Source organism: Calyptranema fuscum S582 (genome assembly GCF_055793305.1).
The window spans coordinates 124,936-150,992 of the sequence record NZ_JBSLYH010000003.1 but is presented as its reverse complement, the minus strand read 5'-3'; the positions used below and the strand labels follow the sequence as shown (position 1 = coordinate 150,992).

Genomic DNA, 26,057 nt, shown 5'->3' with positions numbered 1-26,057 from the left:
AGGCTTAGTGAATGGATATCCGCCAATTTTCTCAACAAAATCTCAAAGATTTCGATTTACTCATTGAGAGTAGATAGAGGAATCAACCGAACCGAATCAACATTGAACATTCCGCTTTATCATATCCTCTATCAGGCGAGGCTGGCGGCTAACCAAAATAAACCATCGACTAAGATGGTACTCAAAACAGCGCCCCCAAATGCCCACCAGTATAACTGCTTTGACTGTAAAGGCACACTACCTAAAATCAGCAGAATCCCTACTATATTGATAGCGCAAAAAACACCCCAGTTCGTGTGCATGTGTCTCAGGGCATCTGCAAAAATTGGCTGTGCTGATTCAACATCGGTCACCATCAGCTGACGCCAAAACGGAATTAAATCGACTAAATAGAAATAGAAATCGGTAAGGGCTGTGCCGACCAGAGAACCCAGATAGAAAAAGCTGCCAATGCTGCATCGTCCTGAAAACAGACAGATGAGAGCAAAGGGTAAGCCGATCGCTTCGATCGGGAGATGCAACATGGGCTCCCAACGCAACCAGCCCCAATAGATCGACCCTGCTAGCCAGGTCCAGCTAAACCCAATCAGTAGATCGCCCCAAATCCGCGTTTTGTAGTGCGATCGCAATTTTAAGCTAAGACCAAACCAGGCTAGCGTCAGCATCAGACTTAGCCAGGGAAGTGCCCTAACCAGGGGAGCTTGGACGAAGACAGGCACCGATACCAGGAAAGCTGCCCCTGCGAAAATGAGCCAATTCTGACGACTTTGTCTTACTAAAGCGGGATCAACACCAACAGGCTCTAGTTGAATTGGATAAACTGTGTTTGAGACAGGCGTGTAGGAAGACAAAGGATTTCTAATAATTTAGTTCAAGATTTTTAACATACTATCATAGCCATATCCCCCTGGGGGGCATCTTCCGGAAGATTTTAGCTTGTGAAATTTCTGCTTTGCTGTATCTAAAGACAGAGGTCTGCGGCGGTTTAAGACCTAAATCACGTCGATATCTCATGTCGATTTAAACAGACTGCACGGTACATCAATCTTCTGTAAGGGCGCATCGCGATGCGCCCCTACGGTATCCGGTGCGATCGCTAATTAAATGGGCATCACCAGTGTTGCAACGACTAAATTTTGCAATATGGGGGGTGGGGGTACTGCCCCTACGCAGAGGTTCTATCCCTGAACGCCATGCTCTGCATGGCGTTCAAACCGTAATTGGGTTCTAGCTGAGCGCGAAGCGCTATAACGCTGAGATGGATTGCTAAAGGCGGAGTTAAGACGTGTTATGACACTGGGCGTTGCTGCAACGGTACTGCTAGGTGCCTTAGCTTTTTGGTGGGGCATTCGATTTGGGCGGGTGTTAGTGCGTAAAGGGGCAACTGCCAACGATTTATTTCAGGGGAAAAACTCAACGTCGTTGGCTTTTTTGCTCCTCTATTTGGGGTTGATTTTGGTAGCCCTCTATTTACCCCAACTGCAAAGCTTGCCGTTGGAGTGGCGAGTGTATGGAATGCAGGTCACCTGGCTAATTTTGCGCGTCACGTTATTGGGTATCTGTGGGGTCATGTTGGTCGTCAGTTGGCGAACCGCTCGGTTGCAAGTGTTGGCGGTGGTGTTGATTGGTGGGTTGGGGTTAGCCGGATTTAATGCGGCTGAGGGATATTTTTTGCAGCCCATTTATGCTTCTCTACACGATAATTTGAAGCCCAATGGTATTTTTCAGCAGACCTCCTCCAGCAGCTGTGCGCCTTCTGCCCTGGCAACAGTTTTGCGGCGGTGGGGGTTGGATGCAACAGAGTCTGGGGTGGCGCGCTTGGCAGGTACAAGTCGGTTGGGGACTTCGATGCCGCAATTGATTGTGGCAGCCCGGTCACTAGGCATGGATGGAATGGAACTATCGCCCAGTTGGGAGCAAATGCAGCAGATCAACCGACCGGGGGTGCTGGCAACCTGGCTATTTGGCGAGAATGGCAAACAAGCCCATGCGGTGGCATTGATTGGCATCGATAAGGACATGGCAGCGATCGCCGATCCGGCATTTGGGCGGATTTATTATGTACGGCGATCGCAATTTGACCGTATCTGGCGACGACAATACGTTCCCATCTTTCGACCTACAGACCGTTTGCTGACCCCTACCCAGGCGAGTGACTATCTGCAAAAATTGGGTTATGTGCGTGCTTCTGACGACTTCAGTAGTGCTGTCCAACGGTTTCAGAATGCCATGGGTGTGCAGGCGACAGGCGAATTAGATGCGGAGACGGTACTGTTGTTAACAGGTCCGTTTTTACAAAGTGTGCCTACATTGAGGAAGGGTGTTTAGGATCGCAAATGAAATAACCTGTAATTCTTTTTGAGAGAGCGACGGCGGAGCCGTCGCTCTCTCAAAAAGAATTGGGTTTTATTAAATCCACGATCCTTAGAGCCAAAAGGTAAAGTACTGCCTCCTTCTCTAAATGCTGCCCCTGTTACTCCCAAGCGTGATAAACAATCATGGTCAAATTTTTTCTGACTGGCTTAATTCTCATAGGACTTACTTTGGGATTTGTGCCTGTGGCGATCGCCGCAGAGGTGCCTCATGGGGCTGAGATTTTTGAGCTACACTGTGCAGGATGTCATCTCAACGGCGGCAATATTGTGCGGCGTGGGAAAACCCTGAAGCAGAAAGCACTGGAGAAAAATGGTGTGGCGTCTCTAGAGGCGATCGCTGAGTTGGTCACCCAGGGTAAAAATAATATGTCTGCCTATCGCGATCGGCTGACGCCTGGAGAAATTCAGCAGGTTGCAGCTTATGTCTTAGAACGAGCAGAACAAAATTGGGTAGTCCTAAAAAAGTCATGATTTTTTGTGGCGCGGGCGTCGCCCGCGCCACAAAAAATCATGACATGAATACCACTACTCACAATTGGCAATGAGGTTTGCAATATCAGGACACGATCCATTCATGCCGTCCGCACCCCTTTCTCAAAAACAACGCTTATTTGATCGCTGGGCACCCAGTTATGACTGGCTATTTCCGTCGGTGATCTACCAATCAATTCATCAGCGATTGCTGGATTACGTCGAGTTACCGGCAGATGATGTCAACGAGGATGTCAACGTTTTAGATTTAGGCTGTGGCACGGGGCGTTTGCTCAATCGGCTGGTAGCAACATTCCCAAACGTTTGGGGAACGGGGTTAGATTTTTCTGCCGAAATGGTGCGTCAAGCCCGCCAACAAAATCGCCATCGTCCCCGGTTGATCTATCTGCAAGGCAGTGCCGAACACCTACCGTTTGCAGATGGTCAATTTGATGCGGTTTTTAATACCATTAGCTTTTTGCATTACCCCAATCCTGAAGCTGTTTTTGCAGAAGTGAGTCGGGTGTTGCGAACCAACGGACGGTTTTATTTAGCCGATCTGACAGCTAAACGTCAGACGTTGGTTCGTACGATGCCTATTTCACCCGGTGGGGTCAAGTTTTATAGCCCTGCGGCACGGGAAACCCTGGGAGAACAGGTGGGGCTAGACTGTTTGGGGCATCATTACCTGCTGGGACCCGTTTTGTTGACTGTTTTTAGTCAAACCAGGCTGATTTAGGATGACATTCTTTATGAGTCGGCTGAAAAGACTGCGAACGTTGTTTCGTCTGCAAAATGCGATCGCTTTCCTGTGCTTAATGGCGTGTGGGTTCGCCGGTTGGTGGATGATGAGCTATTTTCATCTCAATCTATCGACACCCAGTACGTTGATTGTTTCGTTAAACCATCTGGGTATGTTGGGGATCGTTTTGTTTATCAGTCTCCAGGTGCTGGCAATTGTGATCAGTCCGATTCCTGGCACCCCGTTGACGATCGCGGGTGGTGCGGTTTGGGGACCGATGCAAGCGGGGATCTATGGCATCATTGGCATTTTTCTGGGCTGTATGATCGCCTACTTTATCGGTAGAACCTTGGGGCGATCGGCAGTTCAGGTCTTAACCGGCAAAGTTATCTATTTCTCTAAAAACCGGGGTGAAATGTATCTGGGCTGGTTGATGTTTATCACGCACTTACTGCCCGTTTTACCCTTTGACTTGATGAGTTATGGCGCAGGTATTTCGGGGTTATCGTTGCCGATTTATGCCACGACGACGTTGTTGGGGATCATTCCCTGCACCTTCTTCCTCACCTATCTGGGGGCATCTTTTAAATTGGGCTTACCAACCGCCGTCTTGTTCATCTCCCTATTTCTGATTGTGTTGATTGTGGTGCCCTGGGGAGTGAAGCGCTATAACTGGCTGGGGTTAAAAGATGTCGTCCGGATAGAGTGATTCAGGGTTGGTGAGCATAGCTCACCAACCCTGAATGATTTTAATTGAGCTGGTTTAGCGACGAACCCAGCCATTAATCGTAAATCGACTATCGGCAAAGGCTCGGCTGGGACAGGAGACCGGCAGCACTTCATGCATGTAGTGGCTGGGGAAAAAGACGATGCTGTTATTGCGGGGTTCAACCGTTTGAAAGGAATCTGCTTTGACGTAGAAGTTATTTTCAATCGTGCTGTCGTATAACAATAATTCGCCGCCCGAAAAGGCTTTGGGTTCTTTATAAAAGTAATAAACGTACGTTAGAGTGCGGGTAGCCGTTTCAGGACTGCCATTGTCATTATGAACTTTGTAATAGTTGCCGTCATTGTGCGCCGTTAATTGCGACTCAATTTGAGAAGCCGTAAACACTGGAATGCCAAATTTATTTAAGACATCGGGCAATACAGATTGAATGCGCTTTAGAAGCAGTTCAGAAAATTCTGGGAAAAAGTGTAAGACAACGGATTTGCGATAGTCGGCGGCACCTGTAGATGTGGTGGTCGAGACAAAGTCTGATTCTCGTTTGAGGGCATAGCTAACTAAAGCGTTATGCTCTGCCGGTGTCAGGAAGGTTTCCAGCTGAACATAGTCTGATGTCACCAGCGGTTTGCTGCTGGGTGCAGGGGTTTGTCTCACTACCGTTGCTGAGGGCGTCTCTGGTTCGGTAGGGGATTGAATCACAATCGGTGGATCGGTGACCAATCCCACTAACTGATCGCCCCGGAAACACAGCGCCGCATGACCTTTGTGAATGGGTAGTTGGAATGCTTCTCGCTGGCGATCGCCACTGGGGTCTAACACGACTTGAAATAATTTATGCAGCAGTGGTGCATCCGGTGGCATTGGTACCGTAAACTGATGCCCACCCGTGAGCAATACGGTGACATCGACTACCTGGGGAGTTTGGGGAGTTTGGGAAGTTTGGGTCATGAGAGAGGAACGGGGAAAGGATGAAGGGAAAACGGTAGGACAGGAGATCTAGCAATTAAATAGTTAATTAGGACGGGGTACAGGGGTGGAACCCCTGTCCGGGGGCTTTGTCCCCGGACAAACTCATCGAGATTTAATGAGAGAAATGTCTCACACCTGTGAGCATCATGACGATGCCCAGTTCATTGGCAGCCTTGATCGAGTCTTGATCGCGCATACTGCCGCCCGGTTGAATAATGGCACGGATGCCAGCCGCCGCCGCTGTCCGGACGGAGTCGTCGAAGGGGAAGAAGCCATCGCTGGCAAGCACAGCCCCGTTGGCTTTTTCGCCTGCTTGCTCCAGAGCAATTTTGACGGATCCAACGCGATTCATCTGTCCGGCTCCGACCCCCAACGTCGTGCGATCGCCTGTTACAACAATGGCATTGGATTTGACGTGTTTACACACTCTCCAGGCAAAGACCAATTCTTCGATATCATCGGTGGTGGGATTTTTTTCGGTGACCACTTTCCATTGGGTTGGATCGATCAGGGGATCATCGGCATCTTGAATCAGGAAACCACCGGCGATCGCTTTGACGAGTTGTTTGGGACCGCTGACTAAATCGGGCAACACCAGCACCCGCACGTTTGCTTTGGCAGCCAAAATTTCCCGAGCATCTGCATCGCACGCTGGCGCAACCACACATTCTAAAAAGGTTTTGGTCAGTGCCGTTGCCGTTGCCCCATCAATTGCCCGGTTGAGTGCCACAATGCCTCCAAAGGCAGACACTGAGTCGGCTGCAAACGCTTTGTTATAGGCGGTTGAAATGCTATCTCCCAGGGCGACACCGCAGGGATTGGTGTGTTTGATGATCACCGCAGTCGGTTCTGCCTCGGCAAACTCAGCAATAATCCGGCGAGCGGCTTCCAGATCCACCAGGTTGTTGTAGCTCAGTTCTTTTCCCTGGAGCTTTTCGGCAGCTGCCCAGCCCGTTGCCACGGTTCCCGTCTGATACCAGCCTGCTGCCTGATGTGGATTTTCGCCATAGCGCAGGGTTTGCAACTGCGTCCCACTCAAGACAACGTTTTGGGGCAAGGTGTTTGCGTCTGTCCCTGACCCCTGGAAAGAAGATGGCTGCTGACTGAGATAGGTGGCGATCGCCAGATCATAGTTGGCTGTGTGCCAGAAAGCCTCTTGGGCGCAGCTCTGACGGAATGCCAGAGATGGATCGCCATAGTTATCGCGCAATTCCTGTAGGTAGCGATCGTATTGATTGGGATTGCAGAGTACGGTCAGGTGGGCAAAGTTTTTTGCCGATGCTCGCAACATCGCTGGCCCGCCGATATCGATTTGTTCGACGGCTTCTGGCAAGGTGACGTTGGCGTTGGCGATCGTTTGTTCAAATGGATAAAGATTGACCACAACTAAAGCGATCGGGCGAATGCCGTTGGCTTCGAGATCGGCTAAATCGGCGGCTAAATCTTGCCGCGCCAAAATGCCTCCATGAATCTTAGGATGCAGGGTCTTGACCCGTCCCCCTAAAATTTCTGGTGATCCCGTGTAATCCGAGACTTTCATTACCGGGATGCCTGCGGCTGCCAGGGTTTTGGCGGTTCCCCCACTGCTGATAATTTCAAACTCAAACTCTTCGACCAGGCGACGGGCAAACTCTACCAGTCCCGTTTTATCCGATGTACTCAGCAGTGCCAGACGTGCCATAAATGCCAATTTTCCTCTTGATTATGCTTCAAAGACCCATTCATCTGAGCCAATCTTGATAATACAGCCCGTCTTGAGCAGGTAGGGATAATTGGGGATGAGACGCTGATTGTTGAGAAAGGTACCATTTGAACTGCCCAGATCGACCAGTTGATAACGAATGTTGCCCTGTTCGTCTTGGGTCATCTCGATGCGGGCATGGTTGCGGGAGCAGAGGGCGCTTTCCGATACAAAGTGATGACCAGGTTCGCGACCAATGGTAAAGGGATTGGCTGATAGAGGGGCGATCGCGCCTGTCGTCCGATGCACCAGGTGAGCAGTTGCCCGGTTATCTGCGGGTGAAACCAGCGTGGTCGGCGGCAAGGCAGAAGGTGTGGATGCCGTTGGCAATTTTACCGGGGTTGCATCTCCCGGCAGCACAAACGTGGGTTGAACAGGAGTTTGGGGTAGCGACGGGGTGTTTGGGGCAGGTGCGTTAGAACTAATATGAATTTGCTGGAAGGGGAGATTGCGTTGTTCGGCATTGGCAATCTGGACTTTCAGGCTGGCTTCATGCTCTGCTTCCTGGCGAGCGCTCATGCCCTCGACCTGACGCACTACCCCACGACTCTGAGGAAAACTGATGTCGCTGACCCGCACATCTTCGAGGTTGAATCCCAATAAGTAAAAGCTATCGAGATGACTGAGGAGATAGTCGCGAATTCTGATTCTGCCTTCCTGGGTCAACTCATCTAACTGTAGTTGATTGATCACCACGCCCAAATTGTCTTTAACCGCACTGGTAAGCGCCCCGATTGGATCAGACAGCTCGATGGCAATTCGTTTGGGGTCAATCACCTGATACATGACGTTGAGCGACACGTTAACCAAATATTGATCCCTTGAGAGAAAATCACCCCGCGAGACCACATCTAGATTGCGGATCTTGGTATCGACCAGCACTAACTGACATTGCTCAATCCAGGGAATGGCAAAACTGAAATGGCGTCCCGGTTCTAGCTTACGAACCAATTGTCCATTTTTAATCAGCAGACCCATGTAGCCTGCCCCAATAAAATCCATGCTCCATCCCGCCCAGCGTTCTGGAGTCAGCGTTTGAATTAGAGGAGAATCGCTATTAGACATGCAACTGGTTTAAGATGCCTATCTCATCATCCTATTTGCTTTTACTTCAAACTTACCAGACCATTTTTCAGAACTGGGGTTTTCAGAACTGGGGCGATCGCTCTCTGCTACCGTCTCAAGAAGGGTGATGCCATCAATCGCCAGATGGGCTAAACCAGATCTTCTCTCAAATAAACGGTCGATCTCAAAAATCTTCTCCAAACTATGGGAAACGTTGCATAAGGATCGTGGATTTCATAAACCCGAAGCTTTATTTTTGGAAGCGCGGCTCCGCCGCGCTTCCAAAAATAAAGCTTCGGGTTTTAATTGATTTGCGCTCCCAAGCTCTGTTGAAGCATCTCCGGATTTAAACTCGGTGTGGAATCGGGAAAGCATTCAACACAAACACGATAGAAGTCATCAAAAAATATAGCAATCTCGAATGGATTGTGAGAGGCTCACCCCGTCGGGGTGAGCCTCTCACAACCGATCATTTTCACGGATCAAATAGGATCGCTATATATAGCAATCCTAAATCAGTTATGAAAGCGCCCGCCCGAAGGGCGGGCGCTTTCATAACTGATCAGATTCACAAATCAAATAGGATCGCTATAGGATTGTTATAATTAGTTCAGGTTAGTCAAAAGATAACAATGTTAGTAATAAAATGCCCAAAAAATACTTCAAGATAAATCATGATAAACCGATTTACTTTTAATAGTTGATTACACAAACTATGTTCGTGTTCTACTCGTTTGGGTGATAGTTAAAATGATTACTCAGCTCATGGTTCAACCCTCGTCTTGGGTAGAGTCTGGAATTAGAATTAGTAAAGTTAGAGACTTATATCTATTCAAATTTACAGATGAATTGCAAGCCCGTTTGGAGATGCTTTTAGAGCATCAGAAAGCGAATAGTCTGACGGCACAAGACGAAGCAGAATTAACCGGAATTTTAGAGCTCGATAGAATTTTTACACTGCTGAATGCCAGGATTATTTCTGAATCATGACATTGAGTGAAGCAGTACGAAAATTCGTTCGAGAACGAGCCCAGTATCGCTGTGAATACTGTCACTCTTCTGAAGAAGCTAGTGCTGCATTGTTTGCCATCGATCATCTGATTCCTCGTTCTTTAGGGGGTTCAAATACCATCAATAATCTTGCTTTAGCGTGTCAACGTTGCAATGGTTATCGCTACAACTTTACAGATGGCATTGATCCTGAAACTCAAGCAATGACCCCTTTATTTAACCCGCGTGAGCAGGGTTGGGCAGATCACTTTATTTGGACAAGTGACGGCTTAAAAATTATAGGAACCACGCCAATCGGACGGGCAACGTGCAATCGTCTAGATTTAAATGATGATCGTCACAACAACGGCGCGATCGTTGTCGCTCGACGTTTATGGCTTAAAGGAGGATGGCATCCGCCGGTCGATGACCCAAGACAGTGATTCACGGCGATGGGATCAATGTGCGATCGCCTTACCGTGTGTTGATATCAAATTTCTGAGGAATGAGCCGTCCCCTGATAGGGCAAAATTAAGTGTTGCACTCCTCGTTCTTTCTTATTTTGCTCCATGAAAATTGCTACCTGGAATGTCAATTCCATTCGGACTCGCCTGAATCATACCGTCAACTGGTTAACAGACAATCCAGTGGATGTGTTGTGTGTGCAAGAAACCAAAGTCATGGATGAGATGTTTCCGCGATCGCCATTTATAGAATTGGGCTATCAAACCTATATCTCTGGGCAAAAGTCATATAACGGGGTAGCGCTAATCAGTCGATCGCCTCTAGAAGATGTCAGCATGGGGTTCAGCGGCATTTTGGGAGAATCCGTCATTGCCTTTGATGAACAAAAGCGCGTGATCACAGGCGTATTCAATGGCGTTCGCTTAGTGAACTTATACGTACCGAATGGATCGTCTATCGGTAGTGAAAAATACCTTTATAAACTCCAATGGTTAACCGTTTTGTATGAGTATTTAAAAACGTTACTCAGTCAACATGAAGACGTATTGGTATGCGGAGATTTTAACATTGCTCTGGAAGATCGAGATATCCATAATCCTGCTGGACGGGAGACGCAGGTGATGGCAACAGATGCCGAACGAGAAGCGCTCAAACGGGTGCTGGAATTGGGCTTCTCAGATGGGTTTCGTAAGTTTAATCAAGATGGTGGGCAGTTTAGCTGGTGGGATTATCGGGCAGCAGCATTTCGGCGTAATTTGGGCTGGCGGATCGATCACCATTATCTATCGCCCTCACTGTATCAAAAGGCGATCGCCTGTACGATTGATGTGGCTCCCCGCAAGCTAGAACAACCCAGCGACCATACGCCAGTCGTGGTTGAGTTGCCTGGGTAAACGACTATGGCGCTTCGCGCATGGATAGATTCTGGTATTGAGTGAGAGCCGCGCTCCGCGCGGCTCTCACTCAATACCGAGTACTTCACACTCATGAGAATTGCTATAGCAATTGAATGTCACAAGGATGGCATTCAGGGTTTGGGTTGAGGCATTGGTTTATCTAGTTGCGTCAGGGCGATCGCCACTAGCAACAAACTAATGGCAATAATTCTAGAAGGATTGATGCTATGGGGGGTGATGCCAAACCAGCCGAGTTGGTCGATCACCAGTGACATGCTCATTTGGCTACACACGACTGCCAGCGTAGAGGTGGTTAAGCCCAATTTAGGGATAGTCAAGGTGCTGAGACTGACAAACAGCGCCCCCAAAAAGCCCCCTAAAAATGCCCATAGAGGGACATCTGCCAGTTTGGTGATATCAGGAGCAGTGAAGACGCCGAGGGCAATTAATAGGGCAAGAGTACTGAAACCCACCGTGAAATTAATCGCCGCCGCCGCGATCGCAGATCGGAGCACTTGTTTGAGACGGGCATTAGCTGCCGCCCCGACTGCTAGAAAACTTCCGGCTGAGCCAACGCCAATGAAGGCAACGAAGATGTCCATAGATTGACCGTAATGTTTAGATGTATCGCAACCGTCGAGACGGTTAAATCAGGAGGCTGTGTGAGAACCCGCGCAGAGCGCGGGTTCTCACATAATCTTGGTCTTACTCAACCCCTCGATGGCTATAGGGGATAGGCGTCACTGATTTGGGAGATGAATTTAAACGTGAACCCTTGGGGTTTATGTTCAAATTCATCTCACTATTAAGCAATGCTGAGGGATCAGATAAGCTGTGCGGTTGCAAAGTCAAAATTTGTTCTAGCAGTTCTAACCGGGATTGTTGCAAGCCCTCAAGCTGTTCTTCGACTGCCTCCAGTTGAACCAGAAGAGTCGCCAAAATTTTGCGATCGCCCTGCAATTGCGCGGGAGGTAACCATTGCCAAACTGGGGGGAAAAGGTCATTCATACCATTTACCTTGATGCCAATCCTGTCATTTCTTGGGAACCACGATGCTTAGGATCACAAATTAAATAAGACCCGGACGTTTATTTTTGGAAACGCGGCTCCGCCGCGTTTCCAAAAATAAAGCTTCGGTTTTATTTAATCCACGATTCTCAGGGTGAAAAGACGGGTGATTTACTGTGCCAGAAAGAAGAGCGCGATCGCCAATAATCCTACAGCTACTTGCCGATGGGGCGTGAGACGACGTTGTGGGACTCCTAACCAACCGAAATGATCGGTGATGATGCCAGCGATCGCCTGACCACAGACGACAAATCCCAGGGTCAGTGTGGTTCCCAAGATAGACGTGAAATAGGCACTGGAGGCAATGTACCAGGCTCCCAGGATGCCCCCGATTAAGCTCCAGCGGGGGGCTTTGAGCAAAACAGACCAATCGGTCTGTCGTCCGTGCCCAGCTACCAGTACCGCAATCAGTGCCAGTGCCCCGACCAGATAAGAAAGAGCGGCAGCTAAGGGAACAGATGCTAATGAACGCGCCAGTTGGGCGTTGAAGCTGGCTTGAATGGGTAAGACTGCCCCGCTCAATAATGCCAGCAGTAAAAATAAGCAGATGTGGCAATGAGAGGCGATCGCCTGATAGAAGCGAAGTGCGATCGCCCGTAAGCGACTAAACCGAAGTGAGATCATAACGAGTTAGAGAGTGAGTTGGGGCAATCGGGTCGCATGGGTCAGGCAGCGATCGGCAGTGACCGATAAGACCCGTGGGTCAGGTCTGCCAATACGGACGGAGCAGAGGGGATCCAATTCAGTAACGTCTGAGCGCGATCGCTCGATACCTGTTGATGTAATGCCAGGGCATCGGCTAGATTGCCCCAGGTTTGGCGGGCATCTTCAAGGGCTAAAAATTGCAGCTCACCCCTTACCCCTGCCACTTCTGCCATTGCCAATGCGACTGTTCGCTGAGACAGCGGCTCCCCATTTGTTCCAATCAACACCGTTGCCGCAGGCGCATGTTCCATCGCTTTCACATAGAGACTTGCCAGATCGTGCAAATGCACAAACGACCAGTCATTCTGTCCATCGCCAACTACAGGGATGGCTCCTTGCGTCTGTCCTGCCTGAATCAGCATTGCCAGTAAGCCACCCCCCTGTCCGTAAACCAATGCCGGACGGATCACGATCGCCCTCACCTGACGTTGGGCTGCGGCTAACACCAAATCTTCGATCGCTGGTCGCCATGCCACCATCGGGGTCGGATGCAAGGGCATCGTTTCATCGGCTACGGTGTCGCCCGTGTTGCCCATGACCCAAATGCCACTGGTGTAAATGAATGGTTTTTGGGTTCCGTCCAATGCCGATAGCAATGTCTCTACTGCCGAGCGATCGACCGCTGCCATCTGCGCATCATTCGTAGCAGCAGTATGAATCACCGCATCAACGTGCAGGGCTGCCTGACGCAGACGTGCTGCATCGGCTAAATCACCCCGATAGGACTCCAGCCCAGCCGCGTGCAACCGTTGGACAGCTGCTTCCGATCGAGCCAGCCCCACGACTTTGTGCCCCGCCGTTTGTAATGCCGTGGCGATCGCACTGCCAATGTAACCCGTTGCGCTCGTAAGTAAAACGTTCATGGTGTCTGCCTCCAGGTGAAGAGTCGTCAAGATTTATCTTGATATCAAGATAGTAAACATAAAGGTAAATGTCAAGAATCTCGACATCAAGATATAATGGCGCTATGGAAACGGATCGAATCGACAAAATTTTGGAACAGTGGCGACAGGAGTCGCCGTCGTTGGATGCTTCTGCGCTGGCAGTAGTGGGGCGGGTGCTACGCATCGCCCGATTGCTGGAAAAGCATCGAGAAACGGTGTTGGCAGACTATGGGCTGAATGTGTGGTCGTTTGATGTGCTGGCAACCTTGCGGCGTCAGGGTGCGCCCTATCAACTCAAACCCACGGATTTATATGGCGTGCTGATGCTGTCCTCTGGAGCCATGACCAACCGGATTGATCGCTTAGAACAGGATGGCATTGTGACGCGCTTGCGCGATCCAGACGATCGCCGGGGGGTGATCGTGCAACTGACGCCCAAGGGTATTCAACTGGTGGATACCGTTCTGCCGGTTTTATTGGCGAGTGAAAAAAGGCTGCTGGCAGAATTTGCCACACCGCAGGAGGCAGATGCCCTGACGGTGCTGTTGCGGCAATTTTTACTTTCTCTAGAAACAAGCGTGAAATAGCACAAGGAGCAAGGGATGCAATGGCTCAATCCACCTGCCCAGTGGTCTGAATTGGGCAATCAATTAGTGGTCAAAACTGCGCCCAAAACCGATTTCTGGCGCAAAACCCATTACGGATTTATTCGAGATACGGGGCATTTTTATTGGCAGGCGATCGCCACAGACTTCACCGTTGAGGTCAAGATCGGAGGTCAGTACCGTGATCTCTACGACCAGGCAGGCATTATGCTGCGGGCGGATGAAACGCACTGGATTAAAACCGGGATTGAATATGTGGATGGCGTTCAACACCTGAGTGCCGTTGTCACGCACGATTATTCCGATTGGTCGGTGATTCCGTTAGCGTCTCCACCGGAGGTTTTGCATCTGCGCGTCGAGCGTCGTCAGGATGCCATCCATATTGCCTACCTGAATGCTGCCTCTGACTCGATTCCCCTGAGAATGACCTATTTGCCCAGTCCGGCACCCCTGCATGTGGGGGTGATGTGTGCTTCGCCACAGGGCAATGGGTTTGAGGTGACGTTTGCCGATTACTGCGTTACGGTGGCGGATGGATGATCTGGAGGGTTTCCGGCGGAAAAACTCCACGTCGCCAAATCCAGTTGCTTGAGATAGCGATAGAGTGGATCTGCGACTTTTACGGATTTTTCATGAGCGGTTCCCCGGACGACCCATTGACTGACCCGATTCAGCCTGATGCAAACAATGAGATGAATGCTGAGGCGATCGCCCCAGAGCCCCATCAGCCTGACCTGGTTGTGCCCCAGATCAAAACCACAACGCCGCCGATTTCGCTGGTCGAAACGGCGTTTTTGGCGAGCACTGCTAGCTTGTTGTGGCTGGCTAGCTATTACCTCAGCCTGGTGCCCTGGATGCGCATCTTTTTTCCGGCACCGATCGCCCTGATCTATCTACGGTGGGGCAGTCGAGCTGCCTGGATTGGCACGGTGGTCACTGGGCTGTTGCTGTCGGTGCTGATGGGGCCCTATCTCAGTTTGCTGTTTATCGTGCCTTATGGATTGTTGGGGGTGCAGTTGGGGGCAATGTGGCGCAGGGGTGCGCCCTGGTCGTTTTCGATTCCGACAGGAATGCTCATTTCGACGTTTGGCTTTTTCTTTCGCATCTGGTTACTCTCCATTTTCCTGGACGAAGATCTGTGGGTTTATCTCACCGGGCGAATTGCTGATTTTGTCCAGTGGGGGTTAAGTAAGTTCGTTGATTTTGGCATATTGGGCATCGGCGTGTTGGGGCCGGTTGATATCACGGTGGTGCAACTGGTGACGATCGCAACGATTTTATTGAGCGATTTAATTTATCTCTTCACCGTGCATCTGGCGTCGTGGTTGTTGTTAGAACGGTTGGGCAATCCCATTCCAGAGCCACCCCATTGGGTGCAAGTGTTAATGGATGAAGATTAAGCCCTATGTCAGACGCCCTCCGCATCTATACCAACTCTGCGATCGCTCAACCCTGGCTTGACCAATTTCGCGGGCGATCGCCGTTATTTGCCTGTGTTTTAGGATTTACCGAAACGGGGTTGATTCCCGGCATCTCTGCTGCCGGAGCTACTCCTGAATCGCGTCGCTATACGGCGATCGCGGATGCCGAATTTTTGTATTACGGTGCCCAACCGCATCCCACCTATCCCCTGCCGCCGTTGGCAGCTGGAGCCTCACCCGTGTTGATTACCCGTGCGATTGTTGAGGCACTCCAGATTCCAGTTCACCTGTTTAATGCGGGATTGCCCGTGCCACCGCCCCTGCCGGTGATCGATCTGGGCGGTAAGCCTGCCCATTGTTTGAGTCAGGGGCGCGCCATGGAGTTAGCGTTGGTCTATCATTTGCTCAACCAGGGATTGGTCTGGGGGGAAAAGCTGGCTGGCTGGGTGCCTAACCGCTACGTCATTTTGGCGGAATGTGTGGTGGGTGGGACGACGACAGCGTTAGCCGTGCTGAGCGGATTGGGATGGGATGCCACCGGAAAAGTCAATAGCAGCCATCCCACGTGCAATCATCAGCAAAAGTGGGCACTCGTTCAGGCTGGCTTAGAGAAAGCTGGATTGGTTGCAGGTACGGCTGCCGATCCCCTCAAGGTAGTTGCTGCCCTGGGTGATCCGATGCAAATTGTGGTGGCAGGGATGGCGATCGCCGCCAGTCGTCATGCGGGGGTGTTGTTGGCAGGGGGCACGCAGATGTTAGCGGTATATGCGTTAATCCAAACCCTGACGACTGCCTATGATCTGGATTGGCAGCCGCAACAGGTCGTTGTCGGTACCACCCGCTGGGTGGCAGACGATCCGACCGGAGACACTATAGGGTTAGCTGAGTTGATTCAAGCGCCTCTGATTGCTACCCAGTTGAGCTTTGCTGACTCGCGATATCCGGCGTTACGAGCTTACGAACAAGGCTATGTCAAAGAAGGGGTGGGTGCTGGGGCCTGTGCGATCGCTGCGTCTCTTTACCAAAACTGGCACCAAGCGGATCTGCTCAAAGCGATCGAAGCGATTCTTCCGATCTGAACGTTGCCACGTTTACGGTTGCGGTAGGGGGATGGTGTGAAATGCGGCGTGCCGCATTTCACACCATCCCCCTCCGGGTTCCAGATGCGTAGCGCGATCCAGGCAGAATCGGCAATTAAGAATCGTGTTCAGAGTAAAAGGACGATGGCGATCGCAAGATAGGGTAGGACTATCACCGTCTCCTGAATAGAGTGGCTCTATGGGATATCAAAAGATTTTTGTTGCACTCGATCGGCATAACGAGGTTTCCGGTATTTTCGAGAAAGCTCTAGAACTAGCAAAAAACGATGCCGCAACACTGATGATCTTTCACTGTATGCCGATCGAATCACCATCCCTATACGACTACGGCGATATTTATGGAGGCAATATTGATCAGTTTTCGCGCCTGATTCAAGACCAGATCGACCGCGAGACAGAAAGTAATCGTCAATGGTTAGAAGGGCTTTGCAAACAGGCGATCGCCGCGGGTGTTGCCGCAGAATGGGACTGGAAATTGGGCAGCGCAGGGAGTTGGATCTGCAAAGTGGCTTCCAGTTGGGAGGCAGATCTAATCGTCATGGGTCGCCGGGGACACCGGGGCTTAGCCGAGATCGTGTTGGGTAGCGTCAGTAATTACGTCTTGCACCATGCATCCTGTTCGGTGCTGATTGTGCAAAATACTCAATAGCCAAAAGCCTAAGGTTGGAGCGTGGCGAAGCCGCCCTTCAACCGAATACCCCGGAGCCAAGAGCCGGATGCGTTGTCAATACGCAGAGATGGGGTGATGGGGAGACATTAGACCTCCGAGGTTTCTGAAAATCTCGGAGGTCTGAGGGCGATCAGATCGGCAACCCTAAACTTTAATGCGGACAAATCACTAGAGTTAATTCAACCGCAGATCCCTGATGTGCTAGCCATCTCTGCGTTTGAGCCAAATTCCTCTCATGCCAACGGCTTTAGACCCTTCATAATCTTCTGTAAAGCTATCTCCCACATGCCATGCGTCTTCTGGCGAGCAGTTGTGCTTTGCTAACGCTGCCAAAAAAATTTTAGGATTGGGCTTGGCGGCTCCGACTTCGGTAGAAATAGTGACCGAAGAAAAAAAGTCCGATAACCCCAACGCCTGCAAAACAAAGTAGATGCGAGAGTCGAAGTTTGACACTACCCCCAGTTCAATGCCTTCTTTTCGCCAATGTTCTAATGCCGTGGGGATATCGCGGTAGACAAACCACGGGTTAGCAGTGGCAAAGTGAACATACAGGGCATCAAAAAAATCTTCGAAGTCCGAAAAGTGTTGAAAGGCACTAACTTTTTTAAACGTTTGAATGGCGATCGCCTTCCACCAGGCATATTCTCGCCCTGGAATATTAGTTACATCTTCACCCGGAAATGCCATCGGTGGTGCGGCGCGAAAGCTTTGAAAAAACGCTTGTTCTAAGGCGTCGGCATCGGCATCCACTTCAAATTTTTGGGCGATCTCTCGATAGACCTGTCCCACACTGCCTTGCACACCAAAAAGAGTACCAACTGCATCGAGAAAGATTACTTTGGGAGGGTTCATGCAACTCTAAACGTTGGGGAATCACAAGTTTGCTATCATTGTCCACCCATCGAGAGAAATTGGCGTAGCGGTTGCGCCATCCAATTTAAACCCACTTTAATTTGGTGGTCGAGGGTCGGCATCCGGTAGAGGTAGGCAAGACGACGAGCGACATGTGCCAACGGCCCGTCTAGCTGAATCCCCAACCCGGCAAGGGTCGCGTTGTCGCTGCCTAAGGTCATCATTTCACCAAGGGCTTGATAGCGGAAGGGGAGGAGCGGGCGACCCGTCAACGATGCCCAAATATTCCAGCCTGCGTAATCAGCTTGTTGAAAAGCGACCTGGGCTGTTGCTGGAACCTTCTGTCCTTCGGCATCATAGCATTCTGCCAGATCTCCTAAAGCAAAGATTTCTGGATGATCGACTACCTCAAGCGTAGGTAAAATCACTAGTTGTTGGCGATCGTTGTGTTTCAGGGGCAAATCTTTGACCACGTCTGCTACCTGGGTGCCCACCGTCCACAACACAATATCAACTGGGATGGTGTCAGATTGCCCCTGATACTCCAGGGTCATCTGCTGGGCGTCGATCGCCGTTACTTTGGTTTCCAGGTCAAGCCAAACTCCTTTGTCGTGCAAGACGCGGTTTGCCGTTTCGCGATTGAAATCTGGCGAAGTCTGTAAGATCTGGTTTTGAACCTCGATCAACCGCAGCCGACCGCGATCGCCCAATCGTTCTGCCAGCTTACATGCCAGTTCCACGCCACTATAGCCACCACCTACGATCGCAATCCGAATTTTCTCAGCGTCCGATGTTTCTAACGTGCGTAGTTTTTCCTCCAGACGGTAGGCATCAGAGACGGTACGAAATGCCAGCGCATGGTCTGCCACTCCCGGCACCCGATCCATCGGCGTATCACCTCCCAGAGCTAACACCAGGCGATCGTAGGGGATAGAGTCACCTGTCTGTAATCGCACCTGCCGTGCCTCGACATCAATGCCATCCACTATCGCTTGCTGAAAGTGAATGCCTGTATTCGCCAGCAATTCCACATAGGGCGGGGCAATTTCCCAGGTCTGAAGTTCGCCCGTCAGCAATTCATACAACAGTGGGGCAAACAAAAAGCGATCGTGCTGGTCAACCAACACAATCTCCGGTTTTTCCGATGCTTCCCAGGGCAATTCGCTCAGACGCAATGCTGTGTAGAGACCACCAAAGCCTCCACCGAGAATACAGATGCGATTAGATGGTTGAGTCATAGGAGGAAAAAAGGCGATCGATTAGGCAACTTCCTTTCAGGATAGCAATCCTATGCAAATGCTAGATAAAGCGATCGCATTTACCGAGCCGTCGCTCTGTCAAACAACGGGGGTTGAATCAAATTCCTGATTGACTGACAAAAGTGCCAGAAGGCGTATTCCACCGTAAGGGCAGGTTTTGCCGAAAAGCTGACTGTAAACCGATCAGGAATTTGCTAAACCTGCCCTTACAAAGATTTGTCAGTCAGTCAGTCAGATCAAATTCACAACACGAAGCGCTGTTGTTTTCGTAGTCGAAACTTCAGTCAGCTGATAGGCTAAAAAGAGCATTGCTGAGCATCTATCCAGAAAGTTGATGGTTCGTGTCCTTAACGGGTGTGGAATCACCTGTCTCATCATGCTTCGGATAGATTCTTAATCGAAAGATGATTTTGGCGGTGAAAGTGTCGCTTTCCCATGTCAAAATATCTCCAAGCAAGGCTAACCACCAGACCTGGGTTTGCGTAGCTCAGGCTCTAAACCTGCCTATCGTTGAGAGAGAGAACACTGTGCCCCATACGATCGTGACGAACGTCTGCGAAGGCGTTGCAGATTGCGTCGATGCCTGTCCTGTTGCCTGTATCCATGATGGTCCAGGTAAAAATTCCAAAGGAACAGACTGGTATTGGATTGACTTTGCCACCTGCATCGATTGCGGCATCTGTCTTCAGGTTTGTCCTGTAGAAGGGGCGATCGTGCCTGAAGAAAGACCCGAACTGCAAAACACACCTTAACGCATTGCTGTGAGAGAGTGGCGTTCACGCTCTTTGATGCAAGCGACGAATACGGGAGGTTGCCAAGCCTGAACACATCAGGACGGGTAGCCTCCCGTTTTTGCGATCGCCCCCAACCTTACGCAAGATACTAGACCTCCGAGGTTTCCAAAACCTCGGAGGTCTTGGGGACGCCATCAGAGGCTGGCAGGTGTAATTGGAGGAATCACGGAGAAATCAGGGCAAGTTGGGAGAGTGCCGGATGAAGTTCAGTGGATTCCGGCTCAAAGTTGAGGGATTTCCAGATAGGGTCGAGTCAGCCAGGAAAGAAGGATGGAAGCTGCCTGAACAGTTAATCCTGCGCTGTTGCTTATCACTACTCAACCCCTAAGAGACATTACGCATGGCTATTATTACCGTTACAAGTACCGCAGACAGCGGTAAGGGTTCGTTGCGGGCGGCGATCGCCTCTGCTCAGTCTGGAGACACGGTTCGTTTTTCCAGCACCTTAGCCAATCAGACCATTACCCTGACCAAAGGACAGATTGAAATCAGTGTCGGCAAAAATCTCACGATTGACGGTGCTGATGCTGACAATTTAACCATTAGTGGCAACAACGCCTCTCGTATCTTTTGGCTCAACTCTACGTCGGCAACACCAACCCGCTTAACGGTCAAGCATTTGATTCTGGTCGATGGCTATACCAGCGATCGCGGTGGGGCAATCAGTACGACCCATCAAGGGATACTGACGGTGAATGGAGTGACGTTTAAAAACAATGTGGCAGATCTGGGGGGCGGTGCCATCTTCAGTGCCTTTGAAGGAACCCTTACAGTAACGGATAGCCAATTTACGGGCAATCAGGCGATCGCCGGTAACGATGAACGGGGGGCAGGGGCGATCGCATTTTGGGGACCCGGCAATTGCACGATTCGCAAGAGTGAGTTTATTGGCAATAAAGGGATCAATGGCGGTGCGATCAATAGCCTCAATGGCAAACTCACCATCGAACAGTCGCGCTTTGTCAAAAACAGCACCCTGGCAGCAACCTACGATGCCGGACAAGCCAATCCAACCCTGCGGGGCTATGGTGGTGCAATTTATACCGATCGCGCCAGTGCCAGCGGCGAAGCCTCTGGCAGTATTCAGATTCGCAATAGCCGTTTTATTGGCAACCGGGGACGGGGCGAAGGCGGCGCAGCTTACCTCTATACCGGAACCCAGGATCGGGTTGCGATCGAATCCAGCCTGTTCCAAAACAATCGCGTGTTCAACCTGCCTCAAGGGAACGATGGCAACGGTGGCGCACTGGTGGTGCTGAGTAATGGCTTAAATCAAGGCTTAACCATTGCGGCTACAACCTTTGCCAATAACACCGCCAACAATCAAGGCGGCGGGTTGTGGATGATGGATGCTCCCACGACCATTACCAACAGCACGTTTTCTGGCAATCAAACCTTGGGAACCGACTACAACCGGGTCGGGGGTGGCATGACGCTTTATGGACCGACGACCATCGTCAATTCCACCATTGCTTATAACCATGCCGGATGGGTTGGCGGGGGTGTGTCGGCGGATAGCTCTAACGTCACCGTCAAAAACACCATTTTTTATCAAAATACTGCCGACAACGGCACGAATGATTGGGGCATTGAGCAACACACGAATCGCGAATTGACCGATTTGGGTGGCAATATTCAGTGGCCGCCTAAACAGACGACTAACTGGAATGATTACAATGCCACGAGCAGCATTCAACTCATCGATCCCCAGTTGGGAGCGCTAAAAGACAATGGTGGCGGCGTTCTCACCCATGCTCTGTTGTCGGGTAGCCCTGCCATTAATGCAGCGATCGCAGCAGGTGCGCCCACCAAGGATGAGCGGGGCACGCGTCGCCCAGGGACTCCAGATATCGGAGCCTATGAATTTTTGTCGGGAAAGTTTGTTTTGGTTGGCAGTAGCCAGGATGAACTCCTCAGCGGTAGTTCGGGACAAGATTCCTTGAGTGGCAATGGCGGTCATGACGAGGTGTTGGGGTTTGCCGCCAATGATGTGTTGAATGGTGGTGATGGGGCAGATGAATTGCTGGGTGGTAGCGGCAATGACCGATTGCTGGGCGGAAATGGCAATGATGTGCTGACGGGTGGGTTTGGCAAGGACACGCTGCTCTGTGGCAACGGTCGCGATCGCATCCTGTACGAAAGCACCCAAGACTTTGGCGATACCCTCAAGGATATGGATCCCAGTCGTGATGTCATCGATCTCAGCGCTCTAACCACAGGATCTAATTTTCGCAGTGCGACACCATTTACAACCTATGTGCAACTTCAGCAGAGTGGCACGAAAACTATAGTTAGTTTTGATGTCGGCGGCGATCGCACAGATCAGTGGAAACTGTTAGCCACGCTAGAAGGGGTAACGGCAACCAGTCTCAGCGCCAAAAACTTCTCGCTATAGCACGACGCACTTAGAACCCGACAGGGGATGGATTGAAACGCGTCGCGTCTCAATCCATCCCCTGTTTTAACTGGATTGCTTGAGGCTATAGATAGCGCTTCGCGCCCAGATAGACTGCGGTTGTTGTGTGAGAGCCGCGCTCCGCGCGGCTCTCACACAACAACTTGAACGTCACACACTTGAGAATTGCTATGGCAAGCCCAAATGGCTTGTGGGAGGCGCACCCCGTCGGGGTGCGCCTCCCACAAGCCGCTTATCTGACAGCTCATTTAGGACTGCTGTATTCATTACGGTTGGGAACTAATGATTATGATTTTGCTTCCAATTTAAACGTATCCATGCCCTGGAATAGCTTGATAGAGCGGCGATAAACGTTGAAATTCTTTGCATCTCTCAGAGATGTGACCATGCAAGATTACACTTTATAAAATACATCTGTTGGCAAAATTTAGTTCAAATACCCTCTATGCCAATACAGTGGCGATCGCTCCCATCAACTTGCATCAGAGCGCTCCATCTGTTGCGTTGAGCGAATGGCAACTGTACGACAATTCAGCCCTATAGAGTAGAGCATGTGAACCCTTTGCGATAAGAAATGAGATAAGCGATTGCGATACAGTGATAGCACCTGTTGTCCGCCTAGTGCCCGTTAGTTGTCGGTCTACCTGTTGGAGGATTTTATGGAACTCATGGCATTTGTTCACGCGTCTGTCGCCTACGAAGACTTGACCCCCACCCCTCAACTTCGATCTGTTGAAGAGATGGGTGCAGCCGTGACTCAATCGGCTGGTGTTGGTTTAGCAGGTGTCGTGGCAGCAGTTTCTATCTTGACAAGCTCTACCGATGCTCTGGCGTTAGTGCGGTCTGGAGATAGCGGCGCAGATGTCAGAGAGGTTCAAGCCGCGTTGGTTGAGTCTGGGTTTGACCTGGGTGAAATTGATGGCGTTTTTGGACCGGCGACCGAAAGTGCTGTGGTGCAATTTCAGCGATCGCAAGGCTTAGAAGCGGATGGCATTGTCGGTCCTCAAACCCTGGCTGCATTGGGTTTAGGAGAGGCTACCAGCGCCAGTGCAACTCCCCCCGCTACCACCACCCAACCTAGAACCACCACAGCGTCTCCCACAACCTCAACGTCTACCGCAACGCCTGGTTCCGGTACAACGGCGACAACGGCTCCCGGTATTATTTTGACCACTGAGTCAACACCTTCTCCCTCAACTACCAGCACGCCTCGTGCAGCGGTAGTGGATGCCGTAGGGGGCTTGACTGTGCGGGCGAATCCGGGTTTAGACTCTACAGCGATCGCCATTAAACCGGATGGGGCAAGGGTGTCACTCACAGGTCAAGAGATGCGTCTGGATGGTTATACCTGGGTGCGGTTGGCAGGCGAACCGGGGTGGGTTGCCTCGCAATATTTAGCGATCGCTTCCAATTCGACAGGCAGTTCATCGACGTCTGCCCGTGCCAGTGTGCCCTCTAGCGCCTCATCCGCTAGCCCCGCTGCCACCACTAGCCCAACGGCTGCGTCTACAACTGCCACCCCCACAACCACCCGCACCAGCACACCACCCATTGCCCGCGCCGGGACGGCTCGCATTGTCGCCGATGCGTTAATTGTGCGGGATGCCCCCAACGGGCAAGATACCGGCACTACCCTGGTTCAAGGGAATACAGTGCGGCTCACAGGAGCGACGGTGTTGAGTGCAGGACGCAATTGGGCAGAACTTGCAGACGGAAACTGGGTCGCCTCCGATTATCTGGAAATGGTGAATTAAGCACGGTTTGATACACGAAAGAGAGGGTGAGCCATGCGGCTCACCCTCTCTTGTTAAACAGCGGTTAAACAGCCGTAAATTGCAGGGCTTCGCCACGCACCTCGGTGTTGAGGTTGCCGTGATCATAAACGACCTGCCCATTCACGATCGTCACCACGGGAAATCCGGTTAAATTCCATCCTTCAAACGGACTCCAGCCGCACTTGGTCTGGAGTTCTTCGCGGGTGACGGGGCGGTAGGTTTCCAGATCTACCAAAACTAAATCGGCATCAGAGCCAGGAGCGATCGCTCCTTTATTGGGAATTTTATAGGCTTTGGCTACAGCCGTTGACATCCAATTTGCCACCTGAGCAACGCTGCATCGTCCCTGTGCGGCTTGGGTCAGCATCAACGGCAACGATGTCTCCACCCCTGGCATTCCAGAGGGGGTATTGGGATACTCCTTGGCTTTTTCTTCCAGGGTATGGGGGGCATGGTCGGTGGCAATAAAGTCGATCATGCCATCTAACAACGCTTGCCAAAGGACGGCGTTATCATGATGCGATCGCAACGGTGGATTCATCTGTGCCAGCGTACCAATGGTGGCGTAAGCATCGGTATTGAGCAACAGATGTTGGGGTGTCACTTCGCATGTCACCCAGGCAGGCTTATCAATCCGCATCAGTTCAGCTTCTTCGGCAGTGGACATATGTAAAATGTGGAGCCGTCGCTGATATTTCTTAGAGAGTTTCAGTGCCAGTTGGGTGGCTTGAAGCGCCGCCAGATTGTCTTGAATTTGAGAATGAACCGCCGGATCGGTGCGACCGGCAAATTCTTCGCGGCGTTGCCGAATTCGTGCCTGATCTTCCGCATGAACCGCGATCAGCCGATTTTCCGCAGGCGGGTTTGCCGTTACATCCCGGTAAAAAATCTGGTCGAGAATCGTTTCTTCATCCAACAATAAATCGCCATGCATCGAACCCATGAAGATTTTGATCCCCGATACGGGGTTCGCCGTTCGCAAGTCAGGTCGGTTTTCTGCTGTGGCACCAATGAAAAAGCCGTAATTTACTAAGCTTTTTGCGGCTGCCCGTTGCAATTTGTCGTCGAGGGCTGCCTGAGTCGTGGTTAAGGGGCGAGTGTTGGGCATTTCCAAAAACGAAGTAACCCCACCTCGGGCACAGGCACAGCTGGCAGTAAATAAGTCTTCTTTATATTCCAGTCCGGGTTCCCGGAAATGGACTTGTGGATCAATAACTCCCGGCAACAGCGTTAACCCAGTGGCGTCAATTTCTCGATCGACTGAACCGATATCAGAAAGGGCGATCGCACTGGCAACCTGGACAATAGCTCGTCCTTGAGTGAGGACATCCCCCACTAAAAATTCCCCGTTGGGCAATAAGATGCGGGCATGACGAATAAGCAGACTCGGTGAGACAGACATAGCCCTGATTTACAACCTAACTGTGTGAACGCTATATCAATCGTCAATATTTATCTGTAAAGTTAAAGTTAACAAATTGAATTAAGGATTCGCATATCGCAATTCTCAATAGCGTGAAGTGCGATCTGTTGTGTAAGAGCCGTGCGGAGCGCCGTTTTCACACAATAACGGTCATCTATCCGGGCGCGAAGCGCTATGGACGTAACTTGCAGCAATTTTCAATTGCTTAAGCCACAGTTTTTTTGTTGTGTGCCGCGCTCCGCGCGGCACACAACAAAAAACTGAATATATCCAAGCGCGAAGCGCTGTAAATAATGACTTTGGGAGAGTGCGGTGGAGCCGCACTCTCCCGAAAATTCATGGGTTTTAGAGTTGTCAGGATACTGAGTGCCTTCTCATTTGGTCACGATCACCCTCGATTACTGTCATACCCTAAAACGTTTGATTAAAATCGATATTCTATGATTGATGTTAGCGGTTAAGAATTTGCCAGTATCGGAGGTTACTCGTCCTCTCGTCGTTCTCACTCGGGTCGATGAAACATTAAGCTTCAATCTTAAATCGCTTACAAATCTGCGATTGCAATTCTCAATTGCGTGAAGTACAAGTTGCTGTGAAAGAACTTCGCTCCGCGCAGCTCTCTCACAAAAACCTCAACTTATCCA

29 protein-coding genes are annotated in these 26,057 nt (G+C 50.7%); 17 read left to right on the top strand and 12 right to left on the bottom strand.

Annotation, left to right across the window (positions count from 1 at the left end):
• Nucleotides 1-131 precede the first annotated feature (131 nt).
• The gene (locus ACR6Z4_RS03595; RefSeq protein ID WP_479715849.1) at nt 132-851 is read right to left on the bottom strand and encodes a DUF3120 domain-containing protein; all 720 of its coding nucleotides are present in this window, start codon (nt 849-851) and stop codon (nt 132-134) included.
• A gap of 439 nt (nt 852-1,290) precedes the next feature.
• Here ACR6Z4_RS03595 and ACR6Z4_RS03590 point away from each other — a divergent pair, with 439 nt between their 5' ends.
• The 4 genes from ACR6Z4_RS03590 to ACR6Z4_RS03575 all read left to right on the top strand — a co-directional run bounded on the left by ACR6Z4_RS03590 (nt 1,291) and on the right by ACR6Z4_RS03575 (nt 4,297).
• Nucleotides 1,291-2,328, top strand: coding sequence for a cysteine peptidase family C39 domain-containing protein (locus ACR6Z4_RS03590; RefSeq protein WP_479715848.1), 1,038 nt, complete (start codon nt 1,291-1,293; stop codon nt 2,326-2,328).
• A gap of 170 nt (nt 2,329-2,498) precedes the next feature.
• Entirely contained in the window at nt 2,499-2,846 is a 348-nt protein-coding gene (locus tag ACR6Z4_RS03585) for a c-type cytochrome (protein ID WP_479715847.1), read from the top strand.
• Nucleotides 2,847-2,949: 103 nt separating this feature from the next.
• The gene (locus ACR6Z4_RS03580) at nt 2,950-3,585 is read left to right on the top strand and encodes a class I SAM-dependent methyltransferase (RefSeq protein ID WP_479715846.1); all 636 of its coding nucleotides are present in this window, start codon (nt 2,950-2,952) and stop codon (nt 3,583-3,585) included.
• Nucleotides 3,586-3,598: 13 nt separating this feature from the next.
• Nucleotides 3,599-4,297, top strand: a complete 699-nt coding sequence (locus ACR6Z4_RS03575) for a TVP38/TMEM64 family protein (RefSeq protein WP_479715845.1) — start codon at nt 3,599-3,601, stop codon at nt 4,295-4,297.
• A gap of 54 nt (nt 4,298-4,351) precedes the next feature.
• Here ACR6Z4_RS03575 and ACR6Z4_RS03570 read toward each other — a convergent pair whose 3' ends face one another.
• The 4 genes from ACR6Z4_RS03570 to ACR6Z4_RS03555 form a co-directional block, all read right to left on the bottom strand.
• A complete protein-coding gene (locus ACR6Z4_RS03570; protein WP_479715844.1) occupies nt 4,352-5,263 on the bottom strand; it encodes a 2OG-Fe(II) oxygenase in 912 nt (303 codons plus the stop codon).
• Nucleotides 5,264-5,396: 133 nt separating this feature from the next.
• On the bottom strand, nt 5,397-6,965 hold the full coding sequence (gene purH, locus ACR6Z4_RS03565) for a bifunctional phosphoribosylaminoimidazolecarboxamide formyltransferase/IMP cyclohydrolase (protein WP_479715843.1): 1,569 nt from the start codon (nt 6,963-6,965) through the stop codon (nt 5,397-5,399).
• 21 nt (nt 6,966-6,986) lie between these two features.
• On the bottom strand, nt 6,987-8,090 hold the full coding sequence (locus ACR6Z4_RS03560) for an SPFH domain-containing protein (protein ID WP_479715842.1): 1,104 nt from the start codon (nt 8,088-8,090) through the stop codon (nt 6,987-6,989).
• An 18-nt stretch (nt 8,091-8,108) separates the two neighbouring features.
• Nucleotides 8,109-8,291, bottom strand: a complete 183-nt coding sequence (locus ACR6Z4_RS03555) for a hypothetical protein (RefSeq protein ID WP_479715841.1) — start codon at nt 8,289-8,291, stop codon at nt 8,109-8,111.
• A gap of 549 nt (nt 8,292-8,840) precedes the next feature.
• Between ACR6Z4_RS03555 and ACR6Z4_RS03550 the strand changes: the two genes are divergently transcribed.
• The 3 genes from ACR6Z4_RS03550 to xth all read left to right on the top strand — a co-directional run bounded on the left by ACR6Z4_RS03550 (nt 8,841) and on the right by xth (nt 10,438).
• The gene (locus ACR6Z4_RS03550) at nt 8,841-9,080 is read left to right on the top strand and encodes a hypothetical protein (RefSeq protein WP_479715840.1); all 240 of its coding nucleotides are present in this window, start codon (nt 8,841-8,843) and stop codon (nt 9,078-9,080) included.
• Nucleotides 9,077-9,523, top strand: coding sequence for an HNH endonuclease (locus ACR6Z4_RS03545; protein ID WP_479715839.1), 447 nt, complete (start codon nt 9,077-9,079; stop codon nt 9,521-9,523). Before ACR6Z4_RS03550 ends, ACR6Z4_RS03545 begins: the two co-directional genes overlap by 4 nt.
• Before the next feature lie 126 nt (nt 9,524-9,649).
• Complete coding sequence (gene xth / locus ACR6Z4_RS03540; RefSeq protein WP_479715838.1) at nt 9,650-10,438, top strand: exodeoxyribonuclease III; 789 nt, start codon at nt 9,650-9,652, stop codon at nt 10,436-10,438.
• Between the two features lie 134 nt (nt 10,439-10,572).
• Here xth and ACR6Z4_RS03535 read toward each other — a convergent pair whose 3' ends face one another.
• The 4 genes from ACR6Z4_RS03535 to ACR6Z4_RS03520 form a co-directional block, all read right to left on the bottom strand.
• Entirely contained in the window at nt 10,573-11,043 is a 471-nt protein-coding gene (locus ACR6Z4_RS03535) for a DMT family transporter (protein ID WP_479715837.1), read from the bottom strand.
• A 103-nt stretch (nt 11,044-11,146) separates the two neighbouring features.
• Nucleotides 11,147-11,449: a hypothetical protein gene (locus ACR6Z4_RS03530; RefSeq protein ID WP_479715836.1), complete on the bottom strand. Its 303-nt coding sequence runs from the start codon at nt 11,447-11,449 to the stop codon at nt 11,147-11,149.
• A 171-nt stretch (nt 11,450-11,620) separates the two neighbouring features.
• Complete coding sequence (locus ACR6Z4_RS03525; RefSeq protein ID WP_479715835.1) at nt 11,621-12,133, bottom strand: DMT family transporter; 513 nt, start codon at nt 12,131-12,133, stop codon at nt 11,621-11,623.
• Nucleotides 12,134-12,174: 41 nt separating this feature from the next.
• Nucleotides 12,175-13,077: an NAD-dependent epimerase/dehydratase family protein gene (locus ACR6Z4_RS03520; protein WP_479715834.1), complete on the bottom strand. Its 903-nt coding sequence runs from the start codon at nt 13,075-13,077 to the stop codon at nt 12,175-12,177.
• Between the two features lie 104 nt (nt 13,078-13,181).
• Between ACR6Z4_RS03520 and ACR6Z4_RS03515 the strand changes: the two genes are divergently transcribed.
• The 5 genes from ACR6Z4_RS03515 (at nt 13,182) to ACR6Z4_RS03495 (ending at nt 16,873) form a co-directional block, all read left to right on the top strand.
• A complete protein-coding gene (locus tag ACR6Z4_RS03515; protein ID WP_479715833.1) occupies nt 13,182-13,685 on the top strand; it encodes a MarR family winged helix-turn-helix transcriptional regulator in 504 nt (167 codons plus the stop codon).
• Between the two features lie 15 nt (nt 13,686-13,700).
• Complete coding sequence (locus ACR6Z4_RS03510; RefSeq protein WP_479715832.1) at nt 13,701-14,243, top strand: DUF1349 domain-containing protein; 543 nt, start codon at nt 13,701-13,703, stop codon at nt 14,241-14,243.
• A 92-nt stretch (nt 14,244-14,335) separates the two neighbouring features.
• Entirely contained in the window at nt 14,336-15,103 is a 768-nt protein-coding gene (locus tag ACR6Z4_RS03505) for a DUF2232 domain-containing protein (protein ID WP_479715831.1), read from the top strand.
• A 5-nt stretch (nt 15,104-15,108) separates the two neighbouring features.
• Nucleotides 15,109-16,203, top strand: coding sequence for a nicotinate mononucleotide-dependent phosphoribosyltransferase CobT (gene cobT / locus ACR6Z4_RS03500; RefSeq protein WP_479715830.1), 1,095 nt, complete (start codon nt 15,109-15,111; stop codon nt 16,201-16,203).
• A gap of 199 nt (nt 16,204-16,402) precedes the next feature.
• Entirely contained in the window at nt 16,403-16,873 is a 471-nt protein-coding gene (locus tag ACR6Z4_RS03495) for a universal stress protein (RefSeq protein WP_479715829.1), read from the top strand.
• A gap of 222 nt (nt 16,874-17,095) precedes the next feature.
• On the opposite strand, the gene ACR6Z4_RS03490 is transcribed toward ACR6Z4_RS03495, so the two are convergent.
• Nucleotides 17,096-17,746: an HAD-IA family hydrolase gene (locus tag ACR6Z4_RS03490; RefSeq protein WP_479715828.1), complete on the bottom strand. Its 651-nt coding sequence runs from the start codon at nt 17,744-17,746 to the stop codon at nt 17,096-17,098.
• A gap of 35 nt (nt 17,747-17,781) precedes the next feature.
• Nucleotides 17,782-18,984, bottom strand: a complete 1,203-nt coding sequence (locus ACR6Z4_RS03485; protein ID WP_479715827.1) for an NAD(P)/FAD-dependent oxidoreductase — start codon at nt 18,982-18,984, stop codon at nt 17,782-17,784.
• A gap of 548 nt (nt 18,985-19,532) precedes the next feature.
• Between ACR6Z4_RS03485 and ACR6Z4_RS03480 the strand changes: the two genes are divergently transcribed.
• The 5 genes from ACR6Z4_RS03480 to ACR6Z4_RS03460 all read left to right on the top strand — a co-directional run bounded on the left by ACR6Z4_RS03480 (nt 19,533) and on the right by ACR6Z4_RS03460 (nt 23,969).
• Nucleotides 19,533-19,757: an indolepyruvate ferredoxin oxidoreductase subunit alpha gene (locus ACR6Z4_RS03480; protein WP_479715826.1), complete on the top strand. Its 225-nt coding sequence runs from the start codon at nt 19,533-19,535 to the stop codon at nt 19,755-19,757.
• Between the two features lie 382 nt (nt 19,758-20,139).
• On the top strand, nt 20,140-22,194 hold the full coding sequence (locus ACR6Z4_RS03475) for a choice-of-anchor Q domain-containing protein (RefSeq protein ID WP_479715825.1): 2,055 nt from the start codon (nt 20,140-20,142) through the stop codon (nt 22,192-22,194).
• A 191-nt stretch (nt 22,195-22,385) separates the two neighbouring features.
• Entirely contained in the window at nt 22,386-22,565 is a 180-nt protein-coding gene (locus ACR6Z4_RS03470) for a hypothetical protein (RefSeq protein ID WP_479715824.1), read from the top strand.
• 67 nt (nt 22,566-22,632) lie between these two features.
• Nucleotides 22,633-22,758, top strand: coding sequence for a hypothetical protein (locus ACR6Z4_RS03465; RefSeq protein WP_479715823.1), 126 nt, complete (start codon nt 22,633-22,635; stop codon nt 22,756-22,758).
• Between the two features lie 125 nt (nt 22,759-22,883).
• On the top strand, nt 22,884-23,969 hold the full coding sequence (locus tag ACR6Z4_RS03460) for a peptidoglycan-binding protein (protein ID WP_479715822.1): 1,086 nt from the start codon (nt 22,884-22,886) through the stop codon (nt 23,967-23,969).
• A gap of 64 nt (nt 23,970-24,033) precedes the next feature.
• Here ACR6Z4_RS03460 and ACR6Z4_RS03455 read toward each other — a convergent pair whose 3' ends face one another.
• Nucleotides 24,034-25,392 carry a dihydroorotase gene (locus ACR6Z4_RS03455; protein ID WP_479715821.1) on the bottom strand — a complete coding sequence of 453 codons (1,359 nt, stop codon included), beginning with the start codon at nt 25,390-25,392 and terminating at the stop codon, nt 24,034-24,036.
• Nucleotides 25,393-26,057 lie beyond the last annotated feature (665 nt).

Coding starts and splice junctions, on each gene's coding strand:
- ACR6Z4_RS03470 (WP_479715824.1), top strand. CDS start 22,386: ATGGCAAGCCCAAATGGCTTGTGGGAGGCGCACCCCGTCGGGGTGCGC.
- ACR6Z4_RS03590 (WP_479715848.1), top strand. CDS start 1,291: ATGACACTGGGCGTTGCTGCAACGGTACTGCTAGGTGCCTTAGCTTTT.
- ACR6Z4_RS03570 (WP_479715844.1), bottom strand. CDS start 5,263: ATGACCCAAACTTCCCAAACTCCCCAAACTCCCCAGGTAGTCGATGTC.
- ACR6Z4_RS03455 (WP_479715821.1), bottom strand. CDS start 25,392: ATGTCTGTCTCACCGAGTCTGCTTATTCGTCATGCCCGCATCTTATTG.
- ACR6Z4_RS03525 (WP_479715835.1), bottom strand. CDS start 12,133: ATGATCTCACTTCGGTTTAGTCGCTTACGGGCGATCGCACTTCGCTTC.
- xth (WP_479715838.1), top strand. CDS start 9,650: ATGAAAATTGCTACCTGGAATGTCAATTCCATTCGGACTCGCCTGAAT.
- ACR6Z4_RS03460 (WP_479715822.1), top strand. CDS start 22,884: ATGGCATTTGTTCACGCGTCTGTCGCCTACGAAGACTTGACCCCCACC.
- ACR6Z4_RS03515 (WP_479715833.1), top strand. CDS start 13,182: ATGGAAACGGATCGAATCGACAAAATTTTGGAACAGTGGCGACAGGAG.
- ACR6Z4_RS03535 (WP_479715837.1), bottom strand. CDS start 11,043: ATGGACATCTTCGTTGCCTTCATTGGCGTTGGCTCAGCCGGAAGTTTT.
- ACR6Z4_RS03485 (WP_479715827.1), bottom strand. CDS start 18,984: ATGACTCAACCATCTAATCGCATCTGTATTCTCGGTGGAGGCTTTGGT.
- ACR6Z4_RS03510 (WP_479715832.1), top strand. CDS start 13,701: ATGCAATGGCTCAATCCACCTGCCCAGTGGTCTGAATTGGGCAATCAA.
- purH (WP_479715843.1), bottom strand. CDS start 6,965: ATGGCACGTCTGGCACTGCTGAGTACATCGGATAAAACGGGACTGGTA.
- ACR6Z4_RS03580 (WP_479715846.1), top strand. CDS start 2,950: ATGCCGTCCGCACCCCTTTCTCAAAAACAACGCTTATTTGATCGCTGG.
- ACR6Z4_RS03520 (WP_479715834.1), bottom strand. CDS start 13,077: ATGAACGTTTTACTTACGAGCGCAACGGGTTACATTGGCAGTGCGATC.
- ACR6Z4_RS03550 (WP_479715840.1), top strand. CDS start 8,841: ATGATTACTCAGCTCATGGTTCAACCCTCGTCTTGGGTAGAGTCTGGA.
- ACR6Z4_RS03560 (WP_479715842.1), bottom strand. CDS start 8,090: ATGTCTAATAGCGATTCTCCTCTAATTCAAACGCTGACTCCAGAACGC.
- ACR6Z4_RS03505 (WP_479715831.1), top strand. CDS start 14,336: ATGAGCGGTTCCCCGGACGACCCATTGACTGACCCGATTCAGCCTGAT.
- ACR6Z4_RS03545 (WP_479715839.1), top strand. CDS start 9,077: ATGACATTGAGTGAAGCAGTACGAAAATTCGTTCGAGAACGAGCCCAG.
- ACR6Z4_RS03575 (WP_479715845.1), top strand. CDS start 3,599: ATGAGTCGGCTGAAAAGACTGCGAACGTTGTTTCGTCTGCAAAATGCG.
- ACR6Z4_RS03495 (WP_479715829.1), top strand. CDS start 16,403: ATGGGATATCAAAAGATTTTTGTTGCACTCGATCGGCATAACGAGGTT.
- cobT (WP_479715830.1), top strand. CDS start 15,109: ATGTCAGACGCCCTCCGCATCTATACCAACTCTGCGATCGCTCAACCC.
- ACR6Z4_RS03490 (WP_479715828.1), bottom strand. CDS start 17,746: ATGAACCCTCCCAAAGTAATCTTTCTCGATGCAGTTGGTACTCTTTTT.
- ACR6Z4_RS03585 (WP_479715847.1), top strand. CDS start 2,499: ATGGTCAAATTTTTTCTGACTGGCTTAATTCTCATAGGACTTACTTTG.
- ACR6Z4_RS03530 (WP_479715836.1), bottom strand. CDS start 11,449: ATGAATGACCTTTTCCCCCCAGTTTGGCAATGGTTACCTCCCGCGCAA.
- ACR6Z4_RS03475 (WP_479715825.1), top strand. CDS start 20,140: ATGGCTATTATTACCGTTACAAGTACCGCAGACAGCGGTAAGGGTTCG.